This window comes from Pedococcus sp. P2_E2, assembly GCF_056403955.1.
The window spans coordinates 179,060-205,902 of sequence record NZ_JBFUEM010000003.1; the positions used below are offsets into that span (position 1 = coordinate 179,060).

The 26,843-nt window shown below is 67.7% G+C and carries 27 protein-coding genes; 8 read left to right on the forward strand and 19 right to left on the reverse strand.

The window, feature by feature from the left end:
- Window positions 1–5: 5 nt before the first annotated feature.
- The gene (locus AC1DWR_RS09100) at window positions 6–644 is read left to right on the forward strand and encodes a YdcF family protein (RefSeq protein ID WP_477624329.1); all 639 of its coding nucleotides are present in this window, start codon (window positions 6–8) and stop codon (window positions 642–644) included.
- 98 nt (window positions 645–742) lie between these two features.
- On the opposite strand, the gene AC1DWR_RS09105 is transcribed toward AC1DWR_RS09100, so the two are convergent.
- The 4 genes from AC1DWR_RS09105 to AC1DWR_RS09120 all read right to left on the reverse strand — a co-directional run bounded on the left by AC1DWR_RS09105 (window position 743) and on the right by AC1DWR_RS09120 (window position 5,511).
- Entirely contained in the window at window positions 743–1,654 is a 912-nt protein-coding gene (locus AC1DWR_RS09105) for an O-methyltransferase (RefSeq protein ID WP_477624294.1), read from the reverse strand.
- A complete protein-coding gene (locus AC1DWR_RS09110; RefSeq protein ID WP_477624295.1) occupies window positions 1,651–3,024 on the reverse strand; it encodes an ATP-binding protein in 1,374 nt (457 codons plus the stop codon). Before AC1DWR_RS09110 ends, AC1DWR_RS09105 begins: the two co-directional genes overlap by 4 nt.
- Before the next feature lie 262 nt (window positions 3,025–3,286).
- Entirely contained in the window at window positions 3,287–3,760 is a 474-nt protein-coding gene (locus tag AC1DWR_RS09115) for a hypothetical protein (protein WP_477624296.1), read from the reverse strand.
- Between the two features lie 350 nt (window positions 3,761–4,110).
- Window positions 4,111–5,511, reverse strand: a complete 1,401-nt coding sequence (locus AC1DWR_RS09120) for a DNA cytosine methyltransferase (protein WP_477624297.1) — start codon at window positions 5,509–5,511, stop codon at window positions 4,111–4,113.
- A 58-nt stretch (window positions 5,512–5,569) separates the two neighbouring features.
- Here AC1DWR_RS09120 and AC1DWR_RS09125 point away from each other — a divergent pair, with 58 nt between their 5' ends.
- Window positions 5,570–6,013 carry a very short patch repair endonuclease gene (locus tag AC1DWR_RS09125; RefSeq protein WP_477624330.1) on the forward strand — a complete coding sequence of 148 codons (444 nt, stop codon included), beginning with the start codon at window positions 5,570–5,572 and terminating at the stop codon, window positions 6,011–6,013.
- 6 nt (window positions 6,014–6,019) lie between these two features.
- Here the strand turns inward: AC1DWR_RS09125 and AC1DWR_RS09130 are convergent, their stop codons facing one another.
- Together AC1DWR_RS09130 and AC1DWR_RS09135 are read right to left on the reverse strand one after the other, a co-directional pair.
- Complete coding sequence (locus AC1DWR_RS09130) at window positions 6,020–6,232, reverse strand: KTSC domain-containing protein (RefSeq protein ID WP_477624298.1); 213 nt, start codon at window positions 6,230–6,232, stop codon at window positions 6,020–6,022.
- Between the two features lie 362 nt (window positions 6,233–6,594).
- Window positions 6,595–7,014 carry a hypothetical protein gene (locus AC1DWR_RS09135; RefSeq protein ID WP_477624299.1) on the reverse strand — a complete coding sequence of 140 codons (420 nt, stop codon included), beginning with the start codon at window positions 7,012–7,014 and terminating at the stop codon, window positions 6,595–6,597.
- Between the two features lie 18 nt (window positions 7,015–7,032).
- On the opposite strand from AC1DWR_RS09135, the gene AC1DWR_RS09140 reads away from it, so the two are divergent.
- Both AC1DWR_RS09140 and AC1DWR_RS09145 read left to right on the forward strand, forming a co-directional pair.
- Window positions 7,033–7,653 (forward strand): hypothetical protein, encoded by a 621-nt coding sequence (locus AC1DWR_RS09140; RefSeq protein ID WP_477624300.1) that lies wholly within the window; start codon window positions 7,033–7,035, stop codon window positions 7,651–7,653.
- A gap of 197 nt (window positions 7,654–7,850) precedes the next feature.
- Entirely contained in the window at window positions 7,851–8,642 is a 792-nt protein-coding gene (locus AC1DWR_RS09145; RefSeq protein WP_477624301.1) for a PASTA domain-containing protein, read from the forward strand.
- A gap of 17 nt (window positions 8,643–8,659) precedes the next feature.
- Here AC1DWR_RS09145 and AC1DWR_RS09150 read toward each other — a convergent pair whose 3' ends face one another.
- Both AC1DWR_RS09150 and AC1DWR_RS09155 read right to left on the reverse strand, forming a co-directional pair.
- The gene (locus AC1DWR_RS09150; protein WP_477624302.1) at window positions 8,660–8,980 is read right to left on the reverse strand and encodes a DUF6221 family protein; all 321 of its coding nucleotides are present in this window, start codon (window positions 8,978–8,980) and stop codon (window positions 8,660–8,662) included.
- Window positions 8,981–9,368: 388 nt separating this feature from the next.
- Window positions 9,369–10,019 (reverse strand): DUF6221 family protein, encoded by a 651-nt coding sequence (locus AC1DWR_RS09155; protein WP_477624303.1) that lies wholly within the window; start codon window positions 10,017–10,019, stop codon window positions 9,369–9,371.
- Between AC1DWR_RS09155 and AC1DWR_RS09160 the strand changes: the two genes are divergently transcribed.
- A complete protein-coding gene (locus tag AC1DWR_RS09160) occupies window positions 9,996–10,262 on the forward strand; it encodes a glycine zipper family protein (RefSeq protein ID WP_477624304.1) in 267 nt (88 codons plus the stop codon). The genes AC1DWR_RS09155 and AC1DWR_RS09160 overlap by 24 nt on opposite strands.
- Before the next feature lie 207 nt (window positions 10,263–10,469).
- On the forward strand, window positions 10,470–11,060 hold the full coding sequence (locus AC1DWR_RS09165; protein ID WP_477624305.1) for a hypothetical protein: 591 nt from the start codon (window positions 10,470–10,472) through the stop codon (window positions 11,058–11,060).
- A 263-nt stretch (window positions 11,061–11,323) separates the two neighbouring features.
- On the opposite strand, the gene AC1DWR_RS09170 is transcribed toward AC1DWR_RS09165, so the two are convergent.
- A complete protein-coding gene (locus AC1DWR_RS09170; protein ID WP_477624306.1) occupies window positions 11,324–11,554 on the reverse strand; it encodes a hypothetical protein in 231 nt (76 codons plus the stop codon).
- 155 nt (window positions 11,555–11,709) lie between these two features.
- Between AC1DWR_RS09170 and AC1DWR_RS09175 the strand changes: the two genes are divergently transcribed.
- Window positions 11,710–11,889: a DUF1660 family phage protein gene (locus AC1DWR_RS09175; protein ID WP_477624307.1), complete on the forward strand. Its 180-nt coding sequence runs from the start codon at window positions 11,710–11,712 to the stop codon at window positions 11,887–11,889.
- 176 nt (window positions 11,890–12,065) lie between these two features.
- Complete coding sequence (locus AC1DWR_RS09180) at window positions 12,066–12,560, forward strand: hypothetical protein (protein WP_477624308.1); 495 nt, start codon at window positions 12,066–12,068, stop codon at window positions 12,558–12,560.
- A gap of 74 nt (window positions 12,561–12,634) precedes the next feature.
- Here AC1DWR_RS09180 and AC1DWR_RS09185 read toward each other — a convergent pair whose 3' ends face one another.
- From AC1DWR_RS09185 to AC1DWR_RS09230, 10 genes are all read right to left on the reverse strand, one after another.
- Entirely contained in the window at window positions 12,635–15,289 is a 2,655-nt protein-coding gene (locus tag AC1DWR_RS09185) for a response regulator (RefSeq protein ID WP_477624309.1), read from the reverse strand.
- A gap of 236 nt (window positions 15,290–15,525) precedes the next feature.
- Window positions 15,526–16,392, reverse strand: coding sequence for an FHA domain-containing protein (locus AC1DWR_RS09190; protein WP_477624310.1), 867 nt, complete (start codon window positions 16,390–16,392; stop codon window positions 15,526–15,528).
- A complete protein-coding gene (locus AC1DWR_RS09195) occupies window positions 16,389–17,666 on the reverse strand; it encodes a vWA domain-containing protein (RefSeq protein WP_477624311.1) in 1,278 nt (425 codons plus the stop codon). The genes AC1DWR_RS09190 and AC1DWR_RS09195 overlap by 4 nt, the downstream gene beginning before the upstream one ends.
- Window positions 17,647–18,858, reverse strand: a complete 1,212-nt coding sequence (locus tag AC1DWR_RS09200; protein WP_477624312.1) for a PP2C family protein-serine/threonine phosphatase — start codon at window positions 18,856–18,858, stop codon at window positions 17,647–17,649. Before AC1DWR_RS09200 ends, AC1DWR_RS09195 begins: the two co-directional genes overlap by 20 nt.
- Window positions 18,855–21,086 (reverse strand): serine/threonine-protein kinase, encoded by a 2,232-nt coding sequence (locus tag AC1DWR_RS09205; protein WP_477624313.1) that lies wholly within the window; start codon window positions 21,084–21,086, stop codon window positions 18,855–18,857. The genes AC1DWR_RS09200 and AC1DWR_RS09205 overlap by 4 nt, the downstream gene beginning before the upstream one ends.
- Window positions 21,083–22,306 carry a hypothetical protein gene (locus tag AC1DWR_RS09210; protein ID WP_477615767.1) on the reverse strand — a complete coding sequence of 408 codons (1,224 nt, stop codon included), beginning with the start codon at window positions 22,304–22,306 and terminating at the stop codon, window positions 21,083–21,085. Before AC1DWR_RS09210 ends, AC1DWR_RS09205 begins: the two co-directional genes overlap by 4 nt.
- Window positions 22,303–23,322, reverse strand: coding sequence for a glutamate ABC transporter substrate-binding protein (locus tag AC1DWR_RS09215; protein ID WP_477615768.1), 1,020 nt, complete (start codon window positions 23,320–23,322; stop codon window positions 22,303–22,305). The genes AC1DWR_RS09210 and AC1DWR_RS09215 overlap by 4 nt, the downstream gene beginning before the upstream one ends.
- On the reverse strand, window positions 23,319–24,740 hold the full coding sequence (locus tag AC1DWR_RS09220; RefSeq protein WP_477615769.1) for a hypothetical protein: 1,422 nt from the start codon (window positions 24,738–24,740) through the stop codon (window positions 23,319–23,321). Before AC1DWR_RS09220 ends, AC1DWR_RS09215 begins: the two co-directional genes overlap by 4 nt.
- Window positions 24,737–26,167: an AAA family ATPase gene (locus tag AC1DWR_RS09225; RefSeq protein ID WP_477615770.1), complete on the reverse strand. Its 1,431-nt coding sequence runs from the start codon at window positions 26,165–26,167 to the stop codon at window positions 24,737–24,739. The genes AC1DWR_RS09220 and AC1DWR_RS09225 overlap by 4 nt, the downstream gene beginning before the upstream one ends.
- On the reverse strand, window positions 26,164–26,829 hold the full coding sequence (locus AC1DWR_RS09230; RefSeq protein WP_477615771.1) for a hypothetical protein: 666 nt from the start codon (window positions 26,827–26,829) through the stop codon (window positions 26,164–26,166). Before AC1DWR_RS09230 ends, AC1DWR_RS09225 begins: the two co-directional genes overlap by 4 nt.
- Window positions 26,830–26,843: the final 14 nt, after the last annotated feature.

The window sequence follows — 26,843 nt, forward strand, 5'->3', positions numbered from 1 at the left end:
GCGTGATGGACGATGCGCAGATCCTCTGGGACTACCACCAGATGCACCACGAGCCGCGAAACACCGACATCGCCATCGGGCTCGGGAGTCACGACATCGGCGTCGCCGAACACACCGCAGACCTCTACCGCCAGGGGCGCTTCCCGCTGATCATCTTCACCGGAGCCAACGCGCCCACGACAGTCGGGGTCTTTCCCCGAGGTGAAGCCGTCCACTACGCCGAACGCGCCGAAGAGCTTGGTGTGCCCGACACTGCGATCCTCCTGGAGGAACGTGCGCGCAACACGGGCGAGAACTTCGCCCTGACTCGGGCAATGCTCGACCGCGAGGGCATCCACCCCAAGTCCGCGACCATCATCAGCCGCCCCTATCAACAGCGTCGGGCATATGCCACCTGTCGCAAGCTTTGGCCTGAGCTGCAGGTCGTCTGTTCCTCTCGACCTCAGTCGTTAACCGACTACATGGCATTCATCGGCGACGAGGACAAGGTACTCAACATGCTCGTAGGCGACACCCAACGTATCTCGGTGTATGCCCAACGGGGCTTCGCGACCCGGCAGGAGGTAACGCGCGAGGCTCTCGACGCCTACGAGCGCTTGACGGCGAGGGGTTACACGCGTCGCTTGATTGAGCCCACCACCTGAACAAAGTTGAACGATGCCGCTTTAACGGGAAGGCGGTCAACGTCGTCACGTCGTCTGGACGAAGACGATCCGTGGGGTTCGAGCAGCCCTGAGAGCTCTCAATAGCCAGCGATGGCGGCCGGGAAGCGCCTGTAGATGGACGCATAATCCTCGGCATCCTGTCGACTGACTCCGCGAGGTCTCGGCAAGGCCGTCTCAGTACGATGCGGGAGGCGCTCGTTGAGCCAGGCGCGCTCCTTGTGGGTGAGAAGTGGCACACGCACTTGCACGGCCGAGCCATCTGACCGCACCTCCGGAACGTCGTCGAACCGGCATACTTCGAGAATCCGGTCAGCGGCCGGGGCCCCAACCACGCCAGCCATCAACTGCATCCTTGCCGAGTCCCGATATTGCAGATTGAGGAGCGGCCGCCACGTAGCACCGTCGCCCCGATCACCTACCTCATGGCGCAATTCCGAATCAAGAATCAGCGCCTGCGTTTCGGCCATCCCCCATTCCCCAAGAGTCGCGTCGGTGACACCGGCAGGTATGCGCTCGGCCCCAAGCTGCTCCTCCAGTTGCGCCAGACGATCAGAGACGGGCTTGGTCGGGTGGCAGTTGAGGGTGACCGCCAATACGCTTCCTGGGATCAGGACGCGCGATAGATATGTGATGTCTGCGATTACCTCGCGATTCAAGGAGCAGGTGTAGTCGAGCCAGACGATGGATAGACCTGCCCAGTTCAAGGTGGGGAGCACAGTCAAAGAGTTCCCCGGCTCAATCGTTATTCCCTTATACGGTCTGTTGAACTGGCATCGGGGAATGATCGTAGAGTCTTGCTCAATACTGATCAGGCGATGTATGCCCAAAGTACGATGGATAGCTTCGAAGTCCATGAACTCTATGGCCCCGAAGCCGACGTATTGATACTCCGACAATGGTGCCAGCGGCGCAAGGTGGCTCAGCACCTCCACGAGGATCGTTCGCACCAGGCCCTTCGTTGGTCGAAACTCGTACGAGAGCGTTGTCATTCTGCGTCGACTTCGCGCTCATAGAAATACTCGAAAGTTTGCCGGCCAACGCTCGTGGCAGTCGAAACCCCCAGCGCCCTCGCCACGTCGATGAACTGTTGCGGGGAAACGTCGTACTGGATGTGCTTGAGCTTCGGTGGCGCAGGTTTGCGGCGGGGCAGTGCCGGAACTTGGAAGGAGACTGAGGAGGTTAGCTCGCTGAGCGGAACGGAGCGCGCACCTTCGAGCGCAGCGGTTACTGGCGCATACTCGGGAGATAGAGAGGATGCTCGTTCGGTCTTCAGGCGATTAATCACGGAGACGACCTCTACCAACGAGGTCTTCACCTCGCTCTGCACCCGCCTCCATACTCGCGAGTCTTGATCCACACCGGTCTTTGTCGTATTCCATGGGAGAAGAGACGAGTCCAAGGACTCTAGATAGACATAGCCACGAAATCGACGATATTGAGGGTGATATGCCGCCACTGCCGTACCCCAGCCCGTGAGCTCCGTGCGCTCCGCGAACAGCAGGAGCCTGCCGTTGCAGAAGACCCACCATCCGGCGTCGCCAGACGTTCGGAACCCTTCCGCTTGCCCTTCGTCCTTGATGTCGTCGTTCTTCGATGCTTCCGCAATGCCCGCCACGATGTGGCAGTGAACCTGGCCCTCATTGGTCGTAACAATGATTCGCTTGTTGATCGGAGTAAAGCCGGGACCGGACATCAACTTCGGATTCAGCCCGCGCAGTTTCTCTCCGTTCAGGCTGATAGACAGGCCCTGCTCAAGACTGGCCTGGTGGCGCAGTCGGATCTGCTCTCGAAGGGAACCAAGAACCAACCGATTCTTGAGATCCTCCTGCACATATTCGTGAAGGCGCGTGACTCGAATTATCGTTCCAGTGCCTTCGTCGCCCGAATAGTTCGTATCTATCGAAGTCATTCGAAATTGCCACTCGGAGGATTTGTCGGCCAACCAGTCATCCACGTCGACCTGCAACTCGAACGCATTCTTGGCACTCCGCGACGACACACTGAATTGACGCCCGAGTTTGAACAATGCACGCTTCATCCCGACCCCAAACTGGCCGACGGAACCTTCGACTCCCGCGTGATCCTTTGGTCGGCCGAATCGGAAGGCGTGTTTCCTAGCAGTATCAAGGTCGATGCCGCCGCAATTGTCGCTGATGGTGAAACCGTCAACTCCGGTCTCGATGCGCACCCAGTGCTGAGAAGGATCCCCCGGCGTGGTGGCTCTGGCGCCATCGACGGAGTTGTCGATGAGGTCCATGATCGCGGGCAGGAGTTCGATGTCCTTCACAAGCATCGAGACAAAGAGCTCCTTGTCCGCTCCAGCCTCAACGCGCAGCGGATCCGAGGCGGACTTGGCCATGGACTTCCCCGATCTCATAGGCACCTATGGGCAGAACGTATGACAGGCACGACCTCGATGGGGGCGCTTTGGCTGGAAATCGCCCATCAGCTCGGAACGCCAGGGCAGCGGGGCTCGGATGGAAGTTCAGACTTGCACTCCGCAGCGGGAGGCCGCGAGCAGGCCCTGCGGCGACACGGAGGCGCCCGCCTGACGTCCGCGCCGCACTGTTCGACATTGGATCGGGCCCGCGCCCGGGGGAATCCCTGTGTGGGTGTTCGGCCTACACCTCAGGCGGAATTGCGGCGGCGTAGCGTGCCAACTCTGAATCCGTGAGAGCCGAAGGCGGCACTAGCTTGTAGTGTCGTTCGCCCCCGGGACGCAGGGTCACCCCGTCACCGCCATCCCAGTCAAAGGAAAAGAGGGCGATCACATCATCGGCCATGAACTGGGCCGCGATCGGTCGAGCGAGCACGCTGGGAAACTTTCGCTCGCACATTCGAAAATCCTGCCATATCTGCACAATGCTGAGGATGTCGCTCCCGCCCTTGGCCTGGACCGGGAATACATGATGAGCGCCATACCGATCAACCCCGATGTAGACCTCGTCGGTCTCTACTTGGCCTTCCGGGATACTCGTCCGAAGGTGAGATTGCAGTGAATACGTTGTCACGCCGGTATACACGTCAATCAAGCGGTTGTACCGCAACTTGGCGAGCAATGCCTGCTCGTCCGACAACGCGTATCTCTCGATCATGCCTGGCGTTGCATCCGGGACACGAACAACCGTAAGACCCGGCGTTGGCTTAACCTCGTTGAACGGGACGGCTGCGAAACGGTACGTTGCGGGTCGACTCTTTACAGGGAATATCGCCCACACCAAACCATTGGGGGCTGCGCTTCTAACCCTTTGTGGCACCTCAGCACGATATCTGAAAGTGTAGAGGACATCTCCCAAGTTCTTTGGAAGGTTGATCTGCAAATGACGAGCAGAGTCCACAATATCTTGACGAAGAAACTGGACGGACGTTTGTCCTGGGCTATAGTTCCGAAAGAATACATCCTCAATAAGCTGGGAATATCTGTTTGGCGTCAGCTCTATTGGCGTCATGCCGGCCCAGACACCGGCTCGGACAACGCACCTGGGACGGCACCCCGTGTTCGACCCTTTGGCGTACCAACCTGCTCTACCCCAAAGTGGCTTCGGGCACCGGCCATGGTCAGCCCAAGAAGGCGGCTATCGCCAAGGTGGATCGCATTTCGGGGTCGCGATGGGGAAACAGCAAGAGCCCGGATCACCTCGCGAGCGGCTGCGCGGCCCACCATTGGCGCGACGGCGTTACCGATCTGGCGGAAGCCATGCCATTTTGTCGAGTGTGTGCGGAACCAGTCCGGAAACGAATGAAGGCGGGCAGCCTCGCGATTCGTGAGAACCCTCGGCGAACTAGGGTGAATCGGCCGAGCCGAGGTGAATGCACCCCTTTCGCTGCCACTGCCGGCCCTCAGGGTGTTGCTGAGCCCCATGGGGTCAAGCCGATAGAACCGGCTCGTCGGTTCGGTGGCGCCCGGGCGGGTCGCGCGGAAGCGTTGGACCGAAACGTCCGTATGGCCCGTGCGCATGGACCCGGTGAGGATGGTCGGATCCCAGACTCGCTCGTAAGAGAAGTCTGTTGGATCGTCCATCTCACCGCTCAGAATTCTCGCGTACTCACTGCGTGCGCCCACCATCTGTGAGTATGCGGAAGCCGACAGTTGTACGCAGTCCGAGTCCAAGAGGCTGACGAATCGCTCTGGAGCGGGCAGGTCCGCCAATGCCCCAGCCACGGTAGGTCCTAGCGGCAGTCGGCCTGAAGGGACGAAGTCGGCTCGTGCGCGCTTTGGCACTGGCTCGTGCGTTGGAACGGGAGGCGCCGCCACGACGGCTTGATCCGCACGAGTGCCCATCAGGAAGAGCCTGCTGCGATCCTGAGGGACACCGAAATCTGCAGCATTGAGTGTGGCGAATGCGTTGCTTTCAGAGAACCTATAACCAGCCTCGCGGAACTCTGCAATCAACTCGGCCAGAATCCCGGCGTGCCCGCCCTTCAGCATTCCAGGGACGTTCTCCATTATGAAATAACGAGGCTGGAGTTCTGATATTAGTCGAAAGAAATGGAATACCAGTTGATTTCGCTCATCGTCAACGAGACGCTTGCCGATCAGCGAGAATCCCTGACATGGCGGACCACCGGCAATGAGGTCGATCTCGCCGTCCCAGTTGGCGCGTCCATGCGCTGCCAAACCCTTTTCAACCGCGTCACGAACCAAGGAAGCACTCAATGGTGCCCCGATGTCTGCACACAGCACGCTGGTGTGCGGGAAGTTGTACTCATGAGTCGCGGCGTGCACCGGGTCGTACTCAACGGCAGCGACCACGTCGAAGCCAGCTTGCTCCAAGCCCAGGGAAAGCCCACCAGCGCCTGAGAACAGATCGACGGCAACCGGACGCAGCGAAAGTGAGGCGGACACGAGCCGTAGCCTAGCTACTGCTGACGACACAGCCGAAGACCTCAAGGGAGTGGGCGTGGTGACGGAGTCGCGCAGACCCAACCAACCCCCGCCCTCCTCTGCTCGCGCGGCCGCCGTCATGCGGGGTACGCGATCACGGGACACGGCGCCGGAGTTGAAGGTGCGTCGAGCTGTCTTCGCTCTCGGGCTTCGCTACCGAATTCACGCTCGTCCACTTCAGGCGCTGCCGCGAACCGCGGACCTGCTGTTCAGGCGGGAGAGAGTTGCCGTGTTCGTCGACGGCTGTTACTGGCACGCCTGTCCTGAGCATTACGTTGCGGCCAAATCCAACGCCCTCTGGTGGGCTTCCAAGATCGCCCGAAACGTCGAACGCGACCAAGACACGATGCAACAACTCTCGCGGGCTGGGTGGCTGGTTCTGCGCTTCTGGGAGCATGAGGACTCAGCTGCCGTCGCCAACAAGATCGCTGCGGCCGTCACGGCACGTCGGTCCGAGACTTGACCAGGACTAGCGGGTCCGGCGCGTCACGAACTGATCGCGGATGTGCTTGTGGAGGAAGCGTCCGTGGGACTCGGCACTCATCAGACTCCGGTAGAGGCTTGCCGGGACGTCCTCATACTCGTACATCCACCCATTGGTGAACTCGACTTCGAGCCGGCCGCTTTCCACGTCATAGCCGACGCTCCGGATGATCTGCGACACCACCACCTGACGCAGCACCTCAGCGACCCGACCTCGGGGTAGCCCGCCCCGGCTCGAAATGCGATGGGGTCCCGCATGACACGGGCACGGGGAGCGCCAAGCGGTGACCCCCGACGTCACCGGCGCAATCCACACCGACCACTTGCTGCTCTCCTTTCGTCCGCATTGCAATCATCCGGGTCCAGACCCATCCCGCCGATTTCGTTCTTGGGTGTGGAGGGCTCTCCCCTCCAGCAATCTAGCCGGGACCGCAGAGGCTCGTAGAAGAACCTAGAGGAAGGCAGAGCGCCGTCGAACGCGCAGCGATCGAACTAGTGCAGGTGCCGAATCTGAGGCAACTGACCAGGCAAGGCCCTGTGACCACTGCGATTCGCCCGAACCTAGCCCTGAACTAGGGCCACAACGTTTTCGTACGAAATGCTGCCAGGACGCGACAGTTCTGCGAGCTGGCCAGCGAGTCTCTCGATCCGCACCTGGTTGAGTTTTGCCCACTCTTCGGCCTGGTTCAACTCGTCGAGAAAGTTGCCTCCCGCCAGTTCGTCGAGCTCGGTCCGGGTCATCGCGTCCGTCTTGCCCAGGCCTCGTCTCCAGATGTTGAAGTCCTCGCGATAGCCATCCTCGATAGCGTGCTCGAGGAGCGCCGTCTCACTCATGGTGCCCGCGAGGAGGAATCGCAAGGACGCGATCACGTCCGTGGGTACCCAGGCGACTGGGTCTTCGGAGAGGAGTTCTACAGCGGCCGCGGCCTGGTACAAGCCATCTCCGAACTGTGGTCCGCCACTTTCGGCGTAGATGGTCACCTGCCTAAAGGGAATGCCATGATCGACCGCGGCGACAGCGTGACCGGCCTCGTGGACGTATATGTGTCGATCAAGTCCATGCCGTTCACACTCGGCCTCAACGAATTCGCGCATAGGAGCACCTTGGCCGATGGTGCCGCGCCGTGCCAGCCGACGAGTTGCGGGCTCCTCGCGCCCAGTGTGCTCCGTCGGGTGATGCTGCGTGTGCAGGCAATAATCGGTCGCATGGCAGGGCAAGACGACTCCTACACGCTGCCTGACCCGGAGTTGCGTGTTTATGACCACGGGGTGGGAACCCTCTCTGTTGACGGCGAACTCCGCGGGTACCTCGCCAGCGTCGTCGGCCGCATGACCTTCCCTTCGAGGGGGCTGTGGCCGTGGTTTCGCATCATCTGGCTGGATGGCCACAGGGAACCCCCATTCGAGGACTACGGCCCCGACTGGCTGACGGTTCGCGAACTCGACGTCGGCAAGCTCGATCATCACGGACCGAGCACCTTGGAGGAGCGCCGTATCCTCGGCAAGACCTTCCGTTACTCCGTGTCTGGAGACGCCTGCGTATTCGACTTTGCGTGGTTGGACCGCAACGAAGCCGCCGCCAGGTGGGACGAACTCGGCCTCACGGATGAGGACTTCTGAGACGGCGCGAACGGGCAACCTCAAGCTGCGTCGACCGCGTTGAGCGCCTCACGTTTGGAGCGGTTGGGCCTGATTGGCCACCGGGTCCCTGCCCGCTATGTCAGGATCGCGCGACGCGGGAGGTGGGCCTATGACTCACCAGATCAAGCACTGCAACGGAACAAAGCACTGTCCTCGGTGCCGGGAAGGATCGACAAATGCGAATGTTGGCTGTGGCGCTGGTGGCTGTCAGCGCAGTTGCTTTGTCGGCCTGCTCGCAGGAGCCGCCGACGAAGATGCCGGACGTGGTGGGCAAGCGCCTTGATGAGGCGCGAAGCGACGTCAAGCGCGCCGGCGTTGACGACGACATCGAGATCGTGGGTGGCGGGGTTCTCGGGATCCTCAACGAGTCGAACTGGACCGTTTGCTCGCAGATACCCGAGGCAGGCACGTCGGCGACCGTTGCCCCGCGTCTGAGCGTCGAGCGGAAGTGCGATTCCGATTCGATGGAAGCCACGCCCCCCAATTCGGGAACGTCCTCGCCTTCTTCGACAGGCGCTTCGGACGTCCCGACCGTCCCGAGGTACGGCGACACGGTCCCCTACATGGCGTACCCCACGCGTGGAGAGCCCATCTCTCTCTCGGTCACCGTCTCTGCCCCAACCAAGTTCACGCCCCGGGATCGGTCCAGCGCCACGCAGGCCGAGAACGTCTTCTTCACCGTGCGTATCAAGAACACAGGCAAGGAGACTTTCCAATTGGGCCTGGACTACGCCATCTCAGGGCTCAACCCGGAGGACCCTCAACTGGATGAGATGTCGGGTCATGGCGTCGAAGGTGACCAGATCTTCGGCGACGACCAGCTGAAGGGCAACGGCGGAGGCGCGGCGGTGAAGCCGGGCAGGACCCTGACGTACCAGGTCGGCTTCAGCGTCGCAGACAGCAAGGATGTGACCTTCAAGATGCGTCCATACGGTCTCGGGGGCGACTCCATCTACTGGACGAGGTAGCGGCTGGTGGGCGCGGCTCAATCAACGGGAGGGCGCAGGTTCCACTCCTCGGTCCAGTCCACGTGGTCGGCGTAGATGGAGGCCAGGGCTAGGAGCGTTTCGCAGATCCCAGGCAGCGTCTGACGGCTCGCACTCTGGAACTGGAAAGCGTTGCACGTACTGCAACCGAGCAGCCCGTGGGCGGTGTATCCCGGCTCGAGCGGGTGCGCAGCGACTATCCTGCGCTTGGAGTCGACCTCGGCCAAGCTGCGGCTGCTTGCCAATGCGCCACCAGACTGAAGGGCTGCGAGCGCCTCGTCTTCGTCGCACCGAGCCAGTAGGAACTCCGTGATCGTCATTGTTGCGCCTCCTCGCCGGCAGCGTACGCGCACCCGTCCCAGGAGCTAGCGCAGATTTCCGGGACTGCGCACACGGGCCATCTTCTGCGTGCGTCGGCTCATCGGCATGAAGGACGTTCCATCGATGGGCCCGTGGGTGCCCAGAAGGCGGAAGTCTGTCGCGCATCAGTTGGCGGAGATCTGTCGCACCTCGCCTGTCGGACCACTCTCCTCGCACCCAGCGTCCGTGAGAACTTTCCTTACTGGCTCAAGCGCGGCTCCGCCGCGAAAGCGCGGGGCCCCGCGATGGGGCCCCGCGCTTAGGCGCTTCGCGCCACGCGCACCCCACCGCACCCCACGCACGACGAAGGACCGGTCCACCACAGCTGGACCGGCCGGTTGCTGTGCGTCACAGCACCAGGGCGCGAACCTCGTCGACCTCGTCGGCCAGCACACCGTTCCAGCCGTCGCGCTCGACCGCCGCGTATTCCGGGTGGCCCTCGTAGATCTTGGCCAGGGCTCGAATCCCTTCGAAGTCTCCGAATGGTCCCTCATCGCCATCAAAGCGGATCGACCAGATAGCCGCCTTGATGAGGGCCCGCTTCGCCGCGCACTCGCGCTCCACCCGCGCCGGGTCCCACCGCGCCACATGGCGCACCAAACCTTCCTTGGCCTCGTTCACGTAGCTTGGACCCACTGCCGAACGCCTACCGCGCAGGCCGGCATCGGCCTCGTACTCTTCGGGGTAGAAGAGGGCCCAGTGCTCGTCGAAAACGGATGCTCCCTCAGGGTCTGATGCCGTGAAGGATCCCCACTGGGAACCTGGAGCCGCTTGGGCAGCCCTCTCGTCCTCGGTGATTCTCTCTTGCAAGAATGTGATCAAACGAAGCACGGCACCCCTTCGGTTCGCGGTCACAGCCGGGTCCCACCACAGGCTAGCCACCACGCCTGCACGAGGGGGCGGAATCGAGTGGCGGCCGTACCGGCACCAACCAGGCTCACTATCGCCGGACTCCCTCAGCCGTAGAGTCGCACCGTGAAGGAGTCGCGAGCCAAGCACCTCAGCGATCTGTGGTCGTACGGCAACAGCTGGCTCTACCTGTTCACCCTCATGGCCATCGGAGCTCTGGCAGGCGGACTCCTCGGTTGGCCGATCGGTGCACCCGGCGACGGAGCAGCAATAGGCATGGCGCTCGGCATGCTCGCCTGGCTTGGACTGGTCGTCGCGGCCCACCGCCAACTCAGCCCCTACAGAGGACAGCATCGCGAACCAACACCCCCACCCGCTGAGCACGACTCCTGAGTCACCTATGAGCCGCCGACCCTGCGCTCCACTCTCCGCCCACCTCCGGGCCGCATCAAGGGCGCTACGCGTCACTCCGTGATGGCCTGCGGCCACCCTTGACCCAACCACTCCGGCCGGCTCCCCTGCTCCGCTATCGGGTCGGTGGCTGGATGTGGTCGCCCAAACTTGGCGGTGGGAACCGGTCCGGCAACTAGCCTTCGCTGCATGGATGAGGAGTACGTCGAGACACAGTGGACGCCTGCGGCAAGAGCGGCCTACGGGCAGCGGCTCGAGGAGCTGCACGCCGCCCTCGATGCCCATGCAGCCCTGGTACTGGACCGGACCGGTCGAGAGAGCGAGATGAAGGCCTATTTCGCGGCCGTTGACCGACTCACGCGAGCCGCCGCGGCGTTCGACGATGCGGAGTTCGACCTCTGCGGCTCGTACCCCCTCAAGATCGAACTCGATGAGGACGAGTTCGACGATGATGACGAGGATGACGAGGATTGGGAGCCCGCCGCTGTACTGAGCGCGGTCGGTCGCTGGGACTTCAACGTCCACAACCCGGAGGCCTTCATCGCGGCTGGCCGCGAGGCACGGCAGGAGGCCTACCCCGACGAGACCGACGAGGAGCGACGGGAGGCCGTGGAGCGACCAGAGCAAGCCGCCTACGAAATTGCTCACGCGCGGGGTTGGGACGCACTCATCGACGCCCCGGGAGTCTTCCGCTTCGTCGACTCGATGTCCTTCATCCCGCAACCGGACTACCAGGGCATGGGCCCGGACCCATACGCAATCGCGAAGTTCGACGACTGACACAAACAAGCCGGCTAGCGGGTACCTCAGAGGTACCCGCAGGGCCCGAAGTAGCCCCAACCACCAAGTATGCGCCGTGGGTGAAGCCGTTGCAGCACAATGGAATTCGGAGTTCAGCTTGCCCCCGGGCTCGCTCCTAAAGCGGGTGTCGGCAGTCAAATCTGCACGAGGGCACAACGATCTTTCGGAGGTGGGAGGCCATTTCCAGCCTTCGCTCTCGGCACGCGCGAGTTCAGCTACGACGGCCTTTCGCTTCAGGTCGCTCATTCCTCGCGCGGGATCAGGCCTCCGACTCTGCGTGTGGCGTCGGCCTCGGCCGATCGGAATCGGGCGTCCTCGATGCTTGCGGCGATGGCGCGCATTTGCGCGGGGTCGGCGGTGAGGTCGATCCATGCTCGTGCGCGGCCGCGTCGCCTGCCTATGAGGTAGCCGATCCAGCCGCCGATGCCATAGGCGAGGGCGATGATTGCCGCATAGACGAGAGTCTCGGTCACGGTGGCGAGTGTGTCAGGCGACGTGGAGACGAGTGGCTGGTTTGGCGCCCATGGATCGGCATGAACCCGGCCGGCCTCCGGACCTCGCCCCGCGCAACGCGACCACAAGACACGCAGAGGCTCGCGCTATCGCCCATGCGCGCCACACTGAAGCTATGGACGTGAAGCGCCTGACATGCCGTCTCGTCGGCCACCGATGGAATCATCACCGGTTGCCGGATCACACGGTCAAGTCGACATGCAAGCGGTGCGGCCTGATCCAGTTCGGCGACGGCGAGCCCGATTCGCGGGCCCAGTACATCGTCGGCGGCGGAGGCCCGAGCGGCCCAGGTTGATGGACAACCTCCCGGCGCTCCGCAGCCAAACCGAGGAGCAGCCTGAACGCCGCCACGTCAGGTGGTTGACCGCTCCCCGCTGCGATTACGCCAATTGGAGGAAGCCGAACGCGTCCGTGGGTAGGAGGGTGTTGATGCAGGCAACGTCCCCAAGCCCAAGCAAAGGCAGGTTAACCATGTCCCGCAAGACTTTCGCGCGTGCCACCTCCGCCGTCCTTTGCGCCGGAGCCGCGCTCTTGGCCGCACCCGCAGCCAGCTACGCCGACAGCTTCTCACTACCCCAGGGAGAGGCCTGCGCAGACTTCCCCGTGACGTTCACCGTCTCTGGTGGCAATCAGAGCGTGCGGCCCGCTAACGGCCAAGGCGGCAACCCGAGTCGCGTCATCGTCGCCGGGACGGGGAGCAACGTCACCGTCACCAACGACGACACACACCAGGCGGTGTCGTTCCAGTCCAACGGAGCGGTGACTCGCACCACGACCCGCGCGGACGGAAGCCAGACCGTCAGCGCCACCGGGCACTACATCATCATCTTGTTCTCCACCGATGTCGGAGGGCCGTCCACCACGCTCTACACGGGACAGGTGACCTACACCGTTTCCCCCACCGGGGTCTGGGAGGTACAGAGCCACTCCGGATCGGCGCTCGACCTCTGTGCAGCACTCAGCTGAGCCCGTTCTCGACGCCAACCGCGAGGAAACTCAAGCGACGAGGGAGGCGGAAGCACGCGGCATACCCAAGGTAGTTAGTCCGGCAGGGCGGCGGGGACGCCGGCGAGGCCAGCCAGGCGGGTGGAGAGCTGGATCAGGTCGAGACGGCTCTTGGACGCCACGAACTCCACGCGCCCCTTGAGCCGGCGCCGATCGGCGGCCGTGAGCGTCTTGGCCGTGAGCACGACGATGGGGATGCCTTGCGTGTTCGGGTCGTGGTGGAGCGCGTCGATGACCGCGAAGCCGTCGGTGTCCGGCATGAGCAGGTCGACGAGGACCACCGCCGGCGACTCGCTGCGCACGACCGCATGGGCCTCGGCGCCGTGGGCGCAGGTCCGTACGTCCCAGCCGAGTGGTTCGAGGGTGACCTGCACCAGCTCAAGCGCTGCCGGGTCGTCGTCGACCACCACGATCCGCCGGTGCGCCACCTGGTGGGGCGGGCCCACGCCTACCCGGCGCAGGGCCGCCAAGAGGTCATCCCTGGCCACCGGCTTGACGAGGTAGTCGGAGGCGCCGAGAGCGAAGCCCCGGCCGCGCTCGGGGAGCACGCTGACGACGACGACCGGCGTGTCGGCCGTCGAGGGCTCAGCCTTGAGCGCGCCCAGGACGTCCCAGCCGTCCATGCCGGGCAACCGGATGTCGAGGATGACGGCGGCCGGGTGCATTGAGCGCACCGCGTCCAGTCCCTCCTCGCCGGTCCCCACCGCCACCGGCCGCAGACCGGCCGCGCGGACGTGCACGGAGACCAGCTCCGCTGAGTTCTCGTCGTCCTCGATGATGAGGATCGTCGGCCGGGAGTCCTCCCCCTCGCGACCCCAGTCGGCGTCAGCGTCAGCGTCGGGCACCAGGCGCGGCTGGGCGCTCAGGGGGATCCGGAACCCGAACGTGCTGCCGACCCCGAGGGTGCTCTCGAGCCACAACGTCCCGCCGTGCAGCTCAACGATCCGGCGGGTCAGCGTCAGACCCAGGCCCGTGCCCTCGGCCGACGAGCTGGACCGGCCGCCCTGCTGGAAGGAGTCGAAGATCCGGGCCTGGTCCTCCGGCGCGATGCCCACGCCCGTGTCGGTGACGCTGACTTCGAGATCCCCTTCGACCCGGTGCGCGACGACGCGCACCCGACCTCCGTCGGGCGTGAACTTCACTGCGTTGCTGAGCAGGTTGAGCATGATCTGCTTGAACCGCAGCTGGTCGGCCCAGATCGTCCCCAGTTCCTCCTTGGACGCGTCCACCGTGACCTTGATCCGGTGTTGAGAGGCCCGTTCGCGGACCAGCAGGTGCGCGTAGTCGAGGGCCTCGGCCACATCGAAGGAGGTCCGGTCGAGCTCCATGTGACCTGCCTCGACCTTCGACAGGTCGAGCACGTCGTTGATGAGCGCGAGCAGGTGGCGACCGGCGCTGTGGATGTCCTGGAGGTAGTCGGCCTGGCGCTCGTTGAGCTCACCGAACATCCGCTCCAGCAGCACCTCCGAGAAGCCGATCACCGCGTTGAGCGGCGTCCGGAGCTCGTGGGACATGCTCGCCAGGAACTCGGACTTGTGCCGGCTCGCGTCGGCCAGCTCGGCGCTCTGCCGCTCGAGCTGCTGGTAGAGCCGGGCGTTCGTCAGCGCGATGGCCGACTGGCTGGCGAACGACGACAGCAGCTCGCAGGTCTCGTCGCTGAACACACCGGGTTGCTTGCGCCGCACGACCAGCGCGCCGACGATCCGGTCGGCCCGGGTGAGCGGGATCGCGACGAGGGAGCGCCAGCCGGCCTCGTGGAGCAGGGTCAGGTGCGGGTCGAGGTCCTGGCGCTCGGACAGGTCGGGGATCTGGGCCACCGTGCGCGAGGCGGCCGTCCGGCCCACGAAGGTCTCGTCGACGTGGATGCGGGACTGCCGAAGGCGCTCGACCACGTCGCGGCTGGTGCCGTAGGTCGTGCGCACCCCGAACAGCCGGGTCTCCTCGTCGTACTCCATCAGCGACCCGCCGTCGGTCTCCGAAAGCTGGACGGCGTGCTTGACGATCGTCGTCAGCACCTCGTCGGGGTCCAGGGACGAGCTGATCGCCTCACCGACCTCAGAGAGCGCCTCGAGCTGCTCGACCTTCCACGACAGCTCGTCCGACCGGCTCTCGAGCGCCCGGAAGAGGCCCACGTTCCGCAGGGCCAGGGCTCCCTGCGCCGCGAACGTGCTGAGCAGGCTCCGCACCCGGTCGTCGAACGGGTCGACGATGGTGCGCCACACCGACAGCACCCCCACCACCTCTTCCTCGACGATCATGGGGGCGCCCATGATCGTCCGGATGCCGCTCTTGCTCTGGAACTCGGGGCGGTCGTAGTCGGGGTCGGCGAGCACGTCGACGATCTGCTGGGTCCTGCCGTCCAGGCCGACCCGGCCGACCAGCGAGGTGCGGTCGCGCGGCACCGGTTTGCGAGTGGCCAGCTCCAGGTAGTCGGGCCGCAGGCCGACCGAGTGCACCATGGTGAAGTTGTGCTCGGTGGCGATGTGGATCGTGGCCGCATCGGCCCAGCACAACCGGCGAGCCCGCTCGACGATCGCGTCGAACACCTCGGCCTCACCCGAGGCGGACGTCCCCAGCACGGCCAGGATCTCGCTCGTTGCGGCCAGCTGTTCCTGCGTCTCGGCCAGCCTGGCCTGGAGACGCGCCACCGCCGCGGCGCTCGCTGCAGACCTGTCCTCGGACTCGGTCACGTGCGCCTCCGATCGCGACATCACAGCTGGCGTGCGGTTCCAGCACCCTCAGTCGTGCGGTGCGGGCACCCTCAGCGCGCCCACTGCCTCAGGTATGCCGTTCCAGCACCTTCAGCAGTCTGCCCCCAGATCAGCGCCCACGCCTACCTCCAAAGGGTGACGCTGCCTGTGGCCGCGCAGGTTTGCGTGGGCCGACGTCGGTGCACCTGCCGACGACCTCGGCACCGTCCGGTAGGTCAGAGTGCCTGTTCCTCCGCCGTCGCGCGCCGCACGACCAGCCGGGTCCACGCCCCGACATAGACCCGGTCGCCCTCGGCGAGCTCGCGACGCTGGCCAGGTGTCACCGGGGTCTCGGGCAGCGGGCCGCTCGCGGAGCCGACGTAGGTGCCGTTGGAGGACTGCAGGTCCTCGACCCACCACCGCGAACCGTCGGTCGTGAGCTGGGCCTGCCGGCGGCTCACCCCAGGGTCGGAGGCGAGGTCGATGTCGGGGTGGATCCCCCGGCTGACCGACGGCCTGCCGATGAGCAGGCTCTGCCGCCGCAACGGCAAGGTCTCCGGAAGTCCGGGCGACGGACACGGGTCGTCGCTCTCCTGGGACGCGTACCAGTCAGGGTCGACCCACACCTCGACCACCCAGCCGACGGAGACCTCGGGCGCAACGGGCGCCTGCGGGTCGGGTGCCTTCGCGTCAGGTGCCTGCGCGTCGGGCTGCGGGCCGGCAGACCCCACCCCTGCGCCCAGGTCGAGGGCCGAGGTCGGCGCGACCTCCGCCGGCCGTGGCATCGTGCCGGTCGTGAAGTCGTAGCCGCACGCCTCGCAGAACAGGGCGGCCGAGTCGTTGTCGGTCCCGCAGTTGGGGCACTCCTGCGTCGGCGCCTGCCCGCTCGATGCCGCACCTTCAGGAGCGGCGTCAGGTGCCGCACCATGAGCCGCGCCAGGAGCCGCAGCACCGCTGGATCCCCCAGCCGCTGACGCGCCGGCCGACGCGCCGGCCGACGCGCCGGCCGACGCGGCACCTTCCTGCGCGATCGGCGCCCCGCACACGTCGCAGTAGTCCGTCGCGACGGAGTCGTGCCCGTTCGGACACCTGACGGCGCTCATTTCCTCACCCGCGTCGTCTTGGTGGAGGCCGTGTCGAGCGCCATCTCGTCGAGCTTGCTCACCGCGCGACGCAGCCGGACCGTGCCGGTGTCCGCGTCGTCGATCTCGACGATCTTGCGCAGACGACTGGTCGCCTCGTCGTTGCCGGTCTGCGCCGCGAGCTGGACCGCCCGTCCGAGCTTGGCGGTCGCCGTGGTCGTGTCACCCGCTGCCTTCGCGGCGAGGCCGTCCTGGATTGCCTCCGCGAGCTCGGCCTGCCCGGTGTAGTGCGCGACGGCCGGGTCGATCCGCGCCGTCAGGGTGTCGTCGTTGGACCACAGCGCCTTGACCAGGCCCTGGGCCACCACGGTGTCACCCACGGCCAGCTGCACCCTCGAGGCGAGCTGTTCCTGTCCCACCGACTTCGCGGGCAGCCGCACCGCCACGTGGTAGTCACGCGCCTCGTCGCCCCAGGACCCGGTGGGATAGCCCCCGGTCAGCGGGTTGACCTCCTGCCGACGTGGCGTGAGGTCCTCGACGGTCGGCGCGACCTGTCTGACGAACAGCACCTCGGCCCCCTGCGGCGCCCACACCCGCAGCGACGCCTCCGCGACCCCGCGGCCCATCGCCTGGCGCATGATCTGCTCGAAGTCCGCCGCCATGTCCTCGGGGCGGGCGATCAGGTCGACGCTGCCCAGCAGTGCTGTCGCGATGCGGCGGACCTCGGCCACCTGCCAGTCCTCGCCGACGCCGCGGCAGTCGCACTGGAAGAGGCCCTTGGCCTGCTCGATGGCGGCGCTGAGCTCCTGCGGTGACTCGTGCTGGTTGATGCCGTCGGTCAGGAGGATCGCGTGCCTCTGCGCGAGCGTGGGCACCGACGCGAACACCTTGGTCGCCAGCCTGAGCCAGGTGCCCATGGCGGTCCCGCCATCGGCGAAGAACGAGCCGACCGCCGCCTTGGCCTGGGCCCGGACCTGTGAGTCCATCCGCACCATCGCGGGCTCCGGGGTGACGGGGAACGCCAGGCGGGGCAGGTGGCTGCCCGCGATGACGGCGAACCAGACACCGTCGAGCACCTGGTCGAGCGCCGCGGCGGCGGCCTGCTGGGCGGCGACGATGTTCTCGCCCTTCATGGAGCCGGAGGTGTCGACGATGACGATCTCGCCGGCCTCGCCCGAGTCCGTCTGCCCCGCCTCGCCCGCGCCGGAACACGTCACCGTGACGATGGCGTGGACGTCCGTCCCACCGTCGGGCAGGAACTCGTTCTGGAACACCTCAGCTGAGAACGTTGCCATCTGGCGTGCCTTCCTCTTGGTATGCCGCCTGCGCCGGCTCGGGGGTGGTGCCAGCTTCCGCCGTGCCCGGCGCCGTCGAAGTCGGCGTCGTCGAAACCGGCGTCGTCGACACCGGCGTCGGTGGACCGACCCGGGCGAGGGCCACCGTGATGTTGTCCTGGCCGCCCTGGGCATTCGCCCAGTCGACCAGGCCGTCGGCAAGGTCGAGCGGGGCGTAGCCGGTGGTCGAAGCAGTGTCGCGCAACAGGACTGACATCGCCTCCCCTTCGGAGCAGTAGTTCCAGAGGCCATCGGAGCACACCAGCACCCACCCCGGCTCGGTCAGGTCGAGCGAAGCGGTCCGGGGGGTGTGGTCCGGCGCGTCGATGCCGAGCCACCGGGTGATGGCATGCGCCTGTGGCCCGTTCTCCGCATCCTTGCGCGCCACCCCGGCGGCGATCTGCTCCGCAGCGAACGAGTCGTCGATGCTGAGCAGCTGCCCGGCGCCCGCGTCGGGCAACCAGTAGGCCCGGCTGTCCCCGACCCAGCCCACGACGAGCTGGGACTCCTGGATGACCGCCGCGACGAACGTGCACGACGCCGGGTTCCCAGGGCCTGCGGTGGTGTTGCGGATGACCGCGTCGTTGGCGGCATCGACGGCGACCTCCATGGCCCTCGCCGTCGCGGTGCGCCGGGTTGCCGCGGTGCCGAGCGCCTGCGGCCGGGAGACCGTGAGCAGGTCGCGCGCCGCCCGCGCGGCGGCGAGGCTGGCCACGTCGGAGTCGGTGGAGGACGACACCCCGTCGCAGACGACGAGCACGGCGTGGCTGCCCGGCTCCGCCCCGGCGTGCAGCGCCATGGCGTCCTCGTTGCGGGAGTGGCGGATACCGCGGTCGCACACCGCGGCAACCCACGGGGCAGGTGTCTCGACGAAGTGGTCGCGCTCGCTGACGGCCTCGGCACCGCACTGGGTGCAGTAACCGTCAGGGGCGACCACGCCGCCGCATTCGTGGCACGCCCTGGCGACCGCCACGGGTGTCGCCTGCGTCGGTGGTGCCACCGCAGGAGTCAGCTCGGCGCCGCAGGCTTCGCAGAACCGGTCGCTCTCGCCGATCGGAGCCGAACAGGTCGGGCACGTCAGTGCGACGTCCGCCACCGGCATACCACCCTCTCGGGTGGCCTCGGCGTCCACGCCACTCCCGGTCCCGGTCATCGCAGCGTCCACCGGCGCACCGAGTTGGCCTGGTCGACGAGCCGCACGCGCTCCTGCTGGCTGGGAGCGTGCGTCGCGAGGTCGCGGTACGCGGACTCGAGCCCGTCGCGCAGCGCGGGCTCCGAGGCAGGGTGACCCGCGAGGGAGACCGTCGGGTCAGCGCCCTGCGTGGTCACCACGGACAGGGCCGCCTCGAGCACATCGACGCGGAATCGGGATCGGTCGACCGGGTCGATCGTCAGGTTGTCGATGCTCTCGAGCGCCGCGGCGAGGGCCGGCAGCCCACCACCGGACTCGGCGAGGAGCCCGGCCCGTCGGCGCCGGGCCTGCGTGAAGGCACGGCTCGTCGCCGGCACGAGGTCGAGGGCACGGACCGCGCCGTCGACATCACCACGGCCGGCGCGGATCCGGGCCAGGCCGAACGCCGCCGGCGCGATGTAGTTGGCGTCAGTGCGGACACACGTGACGTAGAGCGACTCGGCCACATCGGCCTCGCCGCCGGTCTCGCAGGCGAACGCGAGGGCCAGCTTGGGGGCGAGCTCACCCGGCACCTGGCCGTAGACCGCGTTGAAGGCGCTCTGGGCATCTGCCGTCCTGCCGCGGGCGAGCGCGACGAGGCCGTCCATCCAGACCGCGCGCCACTCCCAGGGGTCGTCGGTCAGCAGGGCCTGCACGGCCTGGTCCACCCGGTCGTAGTCGCCCGCGTGCAGGGCTGCGTGCGCAGTGGCCAGCAGGACCTCGGGGCTCGTTGCCGGCGCGCCCTCCAGGGCCACCAGCCGCTGGGCGGGGTCGTCGATGCTCACCGTCCGCAGCCAGGACGCCTGGGGATCGCCCTCGTCCCGGCGCAAGGTGGGCAGGTGCTGCCAGGCCAGGGAGTCGTCCGAGACCGTGGGCACGTCGAAGAGCAGGGACGACGTGGAGTGCTCCGCGGCTCCCTCGCGCTCGAGGGCAACGACCTCTCGCAGCACCCCGAGGAGCTGGACGCGCAGCTCGTCTGCGCTGACGAACCGGTCGGCAGGATCGGGCGCACACGCCTTGAGCAGCAGCCGGTAGAGCGAGTCGTGCTTCTGGAACAGGGGGGTCTCGTCGATCGGCGGGAGCGAGGCGACGTAGGTGCTCTGGTACCCGCGGAACTCGGTGGTGAGGACCATGAGCGCGCGGCCGATGGTGTAGATGTCCGAGGCCACGGAGGGCCCGACCTGTGGCACCTCCGGCGCCTGGTAGCCCGTCGTGCCGTAGATCGCCGAGTCGACGTCGTCGAGCCGCCGCACCCCACCGAGGTCGATGAGCTTGACGGCGTCGCCGACCTGGATCACGTTGTCGGGCTTGAAGTCGCAGTAGACGAGGTTGAGGTCGTGGAGGTACTGGAAGGCCGGGAGCACCTCGATGACGAAGGCGATCGCCTGGTCCACGGGCAGGGGGCTGTAGGTGCCGCCGGCCTTCTTCATCCGGTCCTTGAGCAGCTGCTTGAGCGACGTGCCGCCGACGTACTCCATGACGATGTAGCCCGCGCCCTCGTGCGACACGAAGTTGTAGATCTCGACGATGAGCGGGTGCTCGACCTGGGCCAGGAACTGGCGTTCGGCGATGGCCGCGGCCAGCGCGTCGGGGTCGCCCGAGTTCAGCAGGCCCTTGAGCACGACCCAGCGGTCGGACACGTTGCGGTCGCGCGCCGCATAGATCCAGCCCAGCCCGCCGTGCGCGATCGCGCCGGCGACGACGTACTGTCCACCGACCACGTCGCCCTCGTGCAGCTTGGGGGTGAAGGAGAACGGGTTGCGGCACGTGGGGCAGAACCCCTCGGTGCGGCCGGGGCGGCCGTCCCTGGACCGGCCGACGGGAGACCCGCACGACGGGCAGGTTCGCCGCTCCTCCGGGACCATCGGGTCCGCCAGCACGGCCTTGGCCGCGTCGACCGTCGGCACGGGTGGGATCGAGGTCAGTCCCGCGCCGAGTCGGGCGCCCCGCAGTCGCTGTGAGGACGTGCCCAGCCGGCGGGTGACCTTGCTACCACTGGCGTTTCGGGCCGACCCCAGGGCCGTGGAGGCGAGTCGGTTGGAGGCCCGCGACACCATGGACGGGGTCTGGTCGATGCCGGCCGGCGCCGTCGGCACCGACATGTCCGCGGACGCGGCAGCAGTGGCGCCCGGTGAGCCGCACACGTCGCAGTACCCGTCGAGAATCGTTCCGGTGCAGCCCGGCTGGGTGCACGCGACGGTCGTGGTCATGAGGCTGCTCCTGAACCGGGCCGGCCGGTCTGGCGTGGCGTGCTCTGGGCGCTGCCCAGCGCGGCCCCGAGATAGGCCTGGTATGCCGCGACGAGGCCTCGCGCGCGCGCCAGGTCGGCCGGGGTCTGGTCCAGCACCTCGAGGGCGCGGGTCTCGAGCTCCTCCAGGTCTCGCGCTCGCCCCGCGTCGACCCTTGCGTCCGACGGTGAGGCGGCGAGAGCTGCAGCCTTCGCGGCATACGCCCCGAGGCGCCCGCGCAGCTCGTCGCGCTCGGACAACGCCGCGGCATACGCGTCCTGCGCCACGGTCATGGCGCGACGGACTTTGTCCAGGCGCACCAGGTAGGCGTCGACGGCCGCGGGGTCGCTCGGAACGGGCCCCAGGGTGGACACGTCGGGCACGGCGAAGCGAGGGGGCGACACCACCTCGGCGACGCACCGGGCCGCGAGGTCACGCAGTGCGGCGCCCTGTGCCTCGAGCTCGGCACGCAGGGCGTGGGCGCGGGCCGAGTCACGGGAGTCGGCCGCGCGCCGGGAGGCCGCGACGATGAGGTCACGCTCGGCGCGAGCGGCGTCGTGCTCCAGGGGACCCAGGAGGCCCCCGACGTCCGCACCCCGCTGGAAGCGGGCGCCGAGGTCGTCGACGCGCGCCGAGAGCCGCGCCAGCGTCGACGCGGTGGATGACGTGGATGACGTGGACGAAGTGGACGACTCCGTTGCGTCGGTGGAGGAGGGCGCGCCGTCGACGAGGTCCCTGATGCGCTCGACCGCGGCGCGCAGCTCGCGGAGCCGGGTGGTGACGTCGGCCTGCGACGTGTCGAGGCCGAGCCGGGCCCGCAACGAGGTGGCCAGCGCGTCCGAGAGGCGGCACGCCTCGGGCAGGGAGACCGCGAGGGTGGCGTCGACCCTGCCCCAGACGAGAGTGGAGAGTCGCTCCAGCTCCGTCGGGCCCGCGCGCCCCGAGTCCCAGGTGGCCGTGAGCAGGTCGTAGCGGTCGGAGACCGACTTCCAGAGGGCCATCGAGAGCAGCAGGTCGCCGGTGAAGGCCGACTGGTCCGGAGCCTCGAGCGCAGCCTCGTCGAGCAGGTCGAGCTCGGCCTTGCGCTGGTCCCGCCAGGCGCCCAGCGCCTCGAGGTAGCGCAGGGCCTCCAGGGCAACCAGGGGCGTGCCGAGCCGTCCCGGTGCGACGGGAGCCGAGGCGCTGGCCATGGTGGCAGTCACCGGGTCCGTCCGTACACAGCGACCGGGATCGGCGCCGGGCCCAGCGCCGGGGCCAGCCAGGAGTTGTAGCTCTTGGTCCACCGGCCGTCCGCCCGCATCTGCGCCAGCACACCGTTGACGAACGCCACGAAGTCGACGTTCGCCGCGTTGAACCCGAGACCGTACGGCTCGGCGGTGAAGGTGGGGCCCTTGACGACGAGGGCGTAGGGGTCCTGGGCCACGAGACCCGCCAGCACCGTGGCGTCACCGATGATGGCGTCGACCTTGCCCTCCTGGAACAGCACCAGGCAGCCGGTGTGGGTGTCCGCGCCGACGGGCACGACGCCGGTGAAGGTCCGGAGCTTGTCCATGCTCGTGGTGGCGTTGGGTGCGCACACCTTCTTGCCGACGAGGTCGGCCATGCCGGTGATGGGGCCACCGTTCTTGGACGTGTCACCTCGGCGGACCAGCACGTTCTGTCCGGACCGGTAGTACTCGCTGGAGAACGCGATCGTCTTCCAGCGGACACAGGTGATGGTCATGTTGCGGGCCACGATGTCCACAGTGCCAGCCTCGAGCACCGGCAGACGCTGCCCCGAGGTGATGACACGGAACTCGATCTTGTCGGGGTTGCCGAAGATCGCCTGAGAGACCGCGTGCAGCATGTCGATGTCGAAGCCCACGATCTTGCCCGTGACGGGGTCACGCGAGCCGAGCAGCAGGGTGTCGGCCGAGACCCCGGCGATCAGGCGACCGCGAGCCTGGATCCGGGCCATCGTGCTGCCCGCGGGCATCTGTCCAGGGCTCGGAAGCGTCGCCGGCGGGGCGTAGGACGGCAGACAGTTGGCGGCCACGACGTCGGGGTTCGTCGGCGTCGGCGTCGTCGTGGTGGGGGGCGTTGTCGGAGTCGTGGTGGCGCTGACGTGGTTCTTCGGTATCGGCGTCTGCTCGTAGGCGCCCGCGTTGGAGCACGATGCCACCGCCAGGCACGCCACCACGGCCACGGTGGCCAGCGCCGCTGCGCGTACGCGGCTCATCGGTACTCCTCCAGCCGGTGCGAGAAGCCGCGCCAGGCCAGGGCGGCGGCCAGCAGGCCAGCCAGGACGCCCAGCGCGCCGCCGACGGGGAGCCACGTCCCGGCACCGTCAAGGCGCGAGGCGACCTTGGCGTTGAGACTGGACAGCTGCCGCGCCGACGCGGTGTCGAACGCGGCGAAGGAGCCGTTGCCTGCCTTGGCCCCGGTCCCGGTGGCCAGCTTCACGGCACCGTCCCAGTCCCCCTTGGCGTCGAGGGTGCGGATCTGCCGGTGCACGCCTACGTACCCGGGCCACGGCAGGGCGCCCGACCCGGCGTACGCAGGGTTGCCGGCGAGGTGTGAGAGCTCGGTCCGCACCGCGGCATCGGAGTCCTTCCAGGCCTTCTCGAAGGCATCGCCGGAACCACGGGCGATGAGCGTGAGGCTCTCGTTCGACTTGGCGTCGAAGGCGGCGATCCGGGCCTTCGCGGTCGAGAGCGTCGCGGCATAGACCCCGGTCCGCACCGTGTCGACGGAGCGCGCCACTGCCGTGAGTGCCACGACGCCGACCACGAGGGCGACCAGGACCACGACGGCGCCGGCCGCGAGCGGGACGTTGAGGTAGCGCCTGGTCCGGCGAGCCAGCCAGACCAGCTCGAGCGCCAGGACCACCAGGGCGAGCAGCCCGACGATGACCAGCCACAGGGCTGCCCGGCCCGCGTTGTCGAACTCGGCGTCGACCCGCTTGTCGTTGGCGTCGACGAGGTTCTTCAGGATGGGCCGCGCGTCGGCCCGCAGGTTGGCACTCGCGTCCCTGAGGTACTGCGCGCCCACCGGGAGCGCCTGGCGGTTGTTGGCCCGGGCGCGCTCGATCTGGCTGGCGTAGGCGACCAGCGACTGGTTGAGGGCACCCAGGGCGGGACCGTCGGCCGGCTGGTGCTGCGCCGCCTCGGCGATCAGCTCGGTGGCGGACCCGACGGCCCTGAGGTAGTCGGCCCGCTGGGCGGGCGGTTCCAGCCCTCCGACGAGGAAGGCGTTGGTGGCGTCGGCGTCGGCCTGGACGAGGTTGGTCTGGATGGCCTGGATCCGCACGAGCTGGTCGGTATTGGCTCCGGCCCTGTCGAGGGCGCCGCTGGCGGACCGGAAGGCCTGGCCGCCGGCGAGCCCGAAGGCGAGGGCGACCGCCACACCCACCGACGCCAGCCAACGCATCCGACCCGGGGTCTCCTGCAGGCTGGCGCGGAGCCGCACGAGCAGCACGGACGCCCGTCCGGCGAGCCCGGCCGGGGTGGCGGATCCGGGGTCGGAACCGGTGGCGGGACCCGGGGCGGAATCGGGTGCGGAACCGGGTGCGGGGCTCAGCGGGACACGGTCACCCGGCACCGGGGCTGTGCCCACGCGGGCAGCGGTCGCCGAGGTCGCGGTCGCGGGGGTCGTCACGGCATACCTCCAAGGGGGCGGTCACGGGGTCCCGGATCCGCAGGGGTCAGCACAGGCTCTGACGCCGATGGACCGCCAGCGGATCCGTCCTCGAGAGGCTCCTCGTCGAAGTCGCGCGCCACGAGCTGTCTGAGCTGGTCGAGGGACGGGGCGTCGACTTCGCGCAGCCTCCAGGCGTGCGCGCCGATGGCCGCCTCGAGGGCGTTGCGCGCGAACCTGCCGTTGCCGAAGCTGCTCCCGCGGGGAGTGCGGCCGAGCACCTCGCGGAACCGCTCGGTGGCCTCGGGCAGCAGCTCGTAATCGGCACCCCATGCGAGCTTCACGAGGATCTCCACCAGCTCGTCGTCGCTGTAGTCCTCGAACTCGATGGTCGTGCGGAACCGGCTGGCCAGCCCGGGGTTCGCGTCGATGAACGCCTCCATCGGCGCCGGGTAGCCGGCGACGATGACGACGAGGTCGTCGCGCCGGTCCTCCATCTCCTTGACGAGGGTGTCGACCGCCTCCTGGCCGTACTGGTCGCCGTGGGGCCCGGCACCGGTGAGGCTGTAGGCCTCGTCGATGAACAGCACCCCACCCGCCGCGGACTCGACGACCTCGGCGGTCTTGGTGGCGGTCTGGCCGAGGTAGCCGGCGACGAGCTCGGACCGGTCGACCTCGACGAGCTGGCCGCGGGACAGCAGGCCCAGCGCTTGGTAGATGCCGCCCACCAGGCGCGCCACCGTCGTCTTGCCGGTGCCGGGGTTGCCGGTGAACACCAGGTGCCTGGTGATGGAGGGACTCTTCAGGCCCGCGTCGGTGCGCAGGCGCTCGATGCGCAGCACGGCCACCTGACGGTGGACCTCGCGTTTGACGCGCTTCAGGCCCACGAGGGCGTCGAGCTCCGCCAGCAGCTCGTCGAGGCTCCGGGCCGCCGCGGGGGCGGGCGGTGCGGGCGTCGAGTCCGCGGCCGACGTCAACGATTCCGTATGCCGCGTGGCAGTCGTGGCGCCCGGGCTCGGGGCGGGTGGGCTCGGGGCGGGTGGGGCTGAGGGAGCGCCGGGCACCGCCGAGAGCTGGGCGGCGGCCGCGACGGAGGCGTTGCCGATGACGCGCATCGTCGGCTCGCCGAGCTGGCACGCCGCGGAGGCCACCTCGGCGAGGGCTTCGGCGTAGGCGCGGGCTGACGAAGACCCTTGTGCGACAAGGGCGCTCAGCGACGCAGTGGGGGACTCGCGCCAGCGACGGCCCCGGCTCGCCGCATCGAAGAAGTCCTGCGTGGTGGCGGCGCCGAGGGCCCGCGCCCAGTCCGAGGCCGCCCCCGGAGCCGACTCGGCCACCGCCGCCGCGAGGCTGAGCGCCTCGGACCGCGCGGAGTCCGGGTCCAACCCCGCGCTCGAGGCCAGCGCCGCCGCGACGTCGACGGCCTCGACCAGGCTGGCTGCACTCATGAGGCGTCCCGTCCGGCGGGCGGCTGGAGGCGTTCGAGGCTGCCGGTGTCCTCGTCCGGGGACTTGGCAGCGGGGAGGTCTGGCCGGTCCAGCGTGGCCGGCATGGCGGCTGTGGCGGCCGTGGCCGGCATGGGGGGCAGGGGGGTGGCGTCCACGTTGAGGGACCCACCCGACGAGGCGGTTCCGAACTTCTCGGCGAGGAACCGCCCGTGAGCCACGAGCGCGGCGGCGTCGTCGCGGCATACCGCGTCGTAGACCTTGTCCATCGTCGTGGCGAGCAGGTCGAGCTGGTCGATGAGCACCATGAGCGAGGACTTGCCGCGGTCGACGGGACGGCTGTCGGCGAACTGCCGCGGGAGGCGCAGGTAGCCACCGACCGCCTCGGGGAGGTAGTCGGTCGCCGTGGCCATCACGGAGTACGCCTGAGGACTCCCCGCGCCGAGGCTGGACAGCCGCGGAATGGTGTCACGCACGACCCGGTCGACCCGTCTGACCCGTGAGGCGACCGGCGCGGGCACGGCGCCGCCCGCCACCATCGCCTCGACGCGGTCGAGGGCGGCGAAGAGGTCGTCGCTGGTCGGCACCGCGGGTACGCGGAAGCCCACTTCGCCGACCGGCTGTTGCGGCCGGCGCAGGAGGCGATCCCAGAACCCACCCGACATGTGCTCACTATCCC